Origin of the sequence: Dietzia sp. Cai40 (assembly GCF_014145165.1) — a bacterium.
In the GTDB taxonomy this organism is placed as follows: Bacteria; Actinomycetota; Actinomycetes; order Mycobacteriales; family Mycobacteriaceae; genus Dietzia; species Dietzia natronolimnaea.
The window spans coordinates 1-3,338 of the sequence record NZ_JAALEB010000432.1 but is presented as its reverse complement, the minus strand read 5'-3'; the positions used below and the strand labels follow the sequence as shown (position 1 = coordinate 3,338).

General features: G+C 71.7%; 2 protein-coding genes. Both read right to left on the bottom strand.

Annotation, left to right across the window (positions count from 1 at the left end):
- On the bottom strand, nucleotides 1-473 hold a 473-nt coding region (locus G6022_RS14995; protein WP_347238189.1), incomplete at its 3' end, for a MazG nucleotide pyrophosphohydrolase domain-containing protein.
- A 68-nt stretch (nucleotides 474-541) separates the two neighbouring features.
- Nucleotides 542-3,338 (bottom strand): transcription-repair coupling factor (mfd, locus tag G6022_RS14990; protein WP_182691888.1); only part of this gene is annotated, 2,797 nt, incomplete at its 5' end.

The window sequence follows — 3,338 nt, the reverse complement described above, 5'->3', positions numbered from 1 at the left end:
ATGTCCCACGGGATGCCGTCGACCACCCCGCGCGGGGGGCGACCGGTACGTTCGGCGGCCTTGGCCTCCTGCCAGAGCCGGTCCTGCTCTGCGGCGTCGAGGCCGGCAGCGCCATCAGCGGTGAACCAGTAGGGCGCACGCCGGCGCAGCTTGTCCAGAAGGGCGCCGGCCACGTCGTGGATGTCGAACGCCCCCTCGGCCCGCTCCTCGCCGATCGCGGCGTGGAACAGCACCTGCAGGAGAAGATCGCCGAGCTCGGAGACCAACTCATCGCGGTCTCCGTCGGCCACGGCGTCGACCAGCTCCCACGACTCCTCCAGCAGGTACGGCAGTAGCGAGGCGTGGGTCTGGGCGGCTTCCCACTCGCCGTCGCGCCGGATGCGGGCCATCACCTCGACGGCCTCGGCGAGCCGATCCCCCGCGCCCGCGCCCGCGCTCAAGCTCGAGCCCGTCGAAAAGAGCGTTTCGGACACATCGGCCGAGTGGATCTGTGCGGAACGCTCTTTTCGATGGGGGTCGGAGCCGGAACCGGACTCGGGACTCACACCGACACCAACTCCGGCTGGATCACCGGGTGCGAGCCCTCGGGATCCCCGGCCATGGCGGTGAGGAAGTCGGCGGCGTACTGCAGCATCTCGTCGTCGCGCGCCTTCTCCGCGCCCGCACCGGCACGCGCGCCTGCCGCCTTGGGCAGCGGGAGCAGCACGGTCTTCTGCGTGGCCCGGTACTGCGCGGCCGGGTACATGCGCTTGAGCCGGATCTGCTGGGAGTCGAGCAGATCGAGCGGGCCCACGCGCAGGCGGGAGCCGGCCAGCACGATCTCGCGCACCTTGTACTTCTGGCACACGAGCCGCAGTCGCGACACGGACACCACGCGCCGGGCCTCGGCGGGCATGGGTCCGTAGCGGTCCACCAGTTCCTCGACCACCGCGTCGATGTCCTCGGGCGCCCGCGCCTGGGACAGTTTGCGGTACGCCTCGAGCCGTAGCCGGTCGCCGTCGACGTACTCGACCGGGATGTAGGCGTCGACCGGCAGCTCGATGCGGATCTCGCCCACCTCCTCCTCGACCTCCACGGTCTCGCCGTCGGCGATCGCGCGGTAGGCCTCCACGGCCTCGCCCACCAGACGGATGTAGAGGTCAAAGCCGACGCCGGCGATGTGGCCGGACTGCTCGGCGCCCAGGACGTTGCCGGCGCCGCGCAGCTCGAGGTCCTTCATGGCCACGGCCATGCCCGCGCCCAGGTCGTTGTTCTGGGCGATGGTGGCCAGCCGGTCGTACGCGGTCTCGGTGAGCGGCTTCTCCGGGTCGTAGAGGAAGTAGGCGTAGCCGCGCTCGCGGGACCGGCCCACGCGCCCGCGCAGCTGGTGCATCTGCGACAGACCCAGCTGGTCGGAGCGGTCCACGATCAGGGTGTTGGCGTTGGAGATGTCCAGGCCGGTCTCGACGATGGTCGTACACACCAGCACGTCGTAGTCGCGGTTCCAGAACCCGCCGACGGTCTGCTCGAGCTGCTCCTCCCCCATCTGCCCGTGGGCCACCACCACGCGCGCCTCGGGCACCAGGTCGCGGATCTTCGCCGCGGTGGCGTCGATGGTCCGCACCCGGTTGTGCACGTAGAACACCTGCCCCTCGCGCAGCAGCTCGCGGCGGATGGCGGCGGCGACGTGCTTGTCCGAGTGCGCGCCGACGTATGTGAGCACGGGCAGCCGCTCCTCGGGCGGAGTGAGGATCTGGCTCATTTCGCGGATCCCGGCCAGCGACATCTCCAGCGTCCTCGGGATGGGCGTCGCGGACATGGTCAGCACGTCCACGTGGGTGCGCAGCGAGGTGATGTGCTCCTTGTGCTCCACACCGAAGCGCTGCTCCTCGTCCACCACCACCAGCCCGAGGTTCTTCCAGTGCACCGCGGTGGCCAGCAACCGGTGGGTGCCGATCACCACGTCCACCGTGCCGTCGGCCAGCCCCTTGAGTACCTCCTTGGCCTCGGCGTCGGAGGTGAACCGGCTGAGCCCCTTGACGGTCACGGGGAACCCGGTCATGCGCTCGACGAAGGTCGCCTGGTGCTGCTGCGCGAGCAGCGTGGTGGGCACCAGTACCGCGACCTGGGTGCCGTCCTGCACGGCCTTGAACGCCGCCCGCACGGCCACCTCGGTCTTGCCGTAGCCCACGTCGCCCACCACCACGCGGTCCATGGGGGCGGTCTTCTCCATGTCCCCCTTGACCTCCTCGATCGCCGTGAGCTGGTCGACGGTCTCGGTGAACGGGAACGCGTCCTCCATCTCCCGCTGCCAGGGGGTGTCGGGGCCGAACGCGCGGCCCGGGGCGGACTGCCGCTTGGCGTAGAGCTGCACCAGCTCGGTGGCGATCTCCCGAACCGCCTTGCGGGCCTTGCGCTTGGTGTTCTGCCAGTCGGCGCCGCCCATCTTGCTCAGCGTCGGGGCCTCCCCGCCTACGTAGCGGCTCAGCTGTCCGAGGGACTCCATGGGCACGAACAGGCGGTCGCCGGCGCCCCCGCGTTTGCCGGGGGCGTACTCGATCACCACGTATTCGCGGCGGCTCGAACCGTCCCCGCCGCGCACCTGCCGCTCGACCATCTCCACGAACCGGCCGATGCCGTGCTGGTCGTGCACCACCCAGTCGCCGGCCTTGAGCGCCAGCGGGTCCACCTGGTTGCGTCGCTTGGCGTGGCGCGCCTTGGGGCGCGCGGTGGCGCCGAGTCGGTTGCCGGTGAGGTCGGTCTCGGAGACGACGACGAGGTGGTCCCCCTGCTCCCCGGAGTCCCCCGACAGGGCGAACCCCCCGTGCAGGATCGCCTCGTAGACCGACACCACGCCGGGGGCGGGCTCGGATCCCGCCGGGGCGGCGGTGGCCGGGACCTCCGCCTCGGACAGGCGTTCCAGGACGCGGTCGACGGTGCCGTGGCCCGGGACCACCACCGCGGCCCGGCCGCCGGAGGACATGAGCGCCCGCAGCCGGGCGAACATGGCCTGCATCTCGGAGTCCTTGCCGCGCGGGGCGGGCGGGTCGCCGGCGGGGGCGTCCACCACCAGGCCGTCCTCGGGGTCGGTGAGGAATCCCGGGGGGACCAGCTGCCACCAGGGCACGCCGGCGGCGGTGGCCTCGGAGCGGACGGCGGAGAAGGTGCGGTAGCCCGAGCCCGACAGGTCCAGGGTCTCGCTGTCCACGGGGGCGTCGCCGCCCATGGTCGCGGCGGTCCACGAGGCCTCGAGGAACTCCCGACCGGCGGAGGCCAGGTCGGCGGCGCGGCGTCGGACCTTGTCCGGGTCGCACACCACCACGCGGGTGCCCTCGGGCATGAGCATCGGCAGGGTGGCC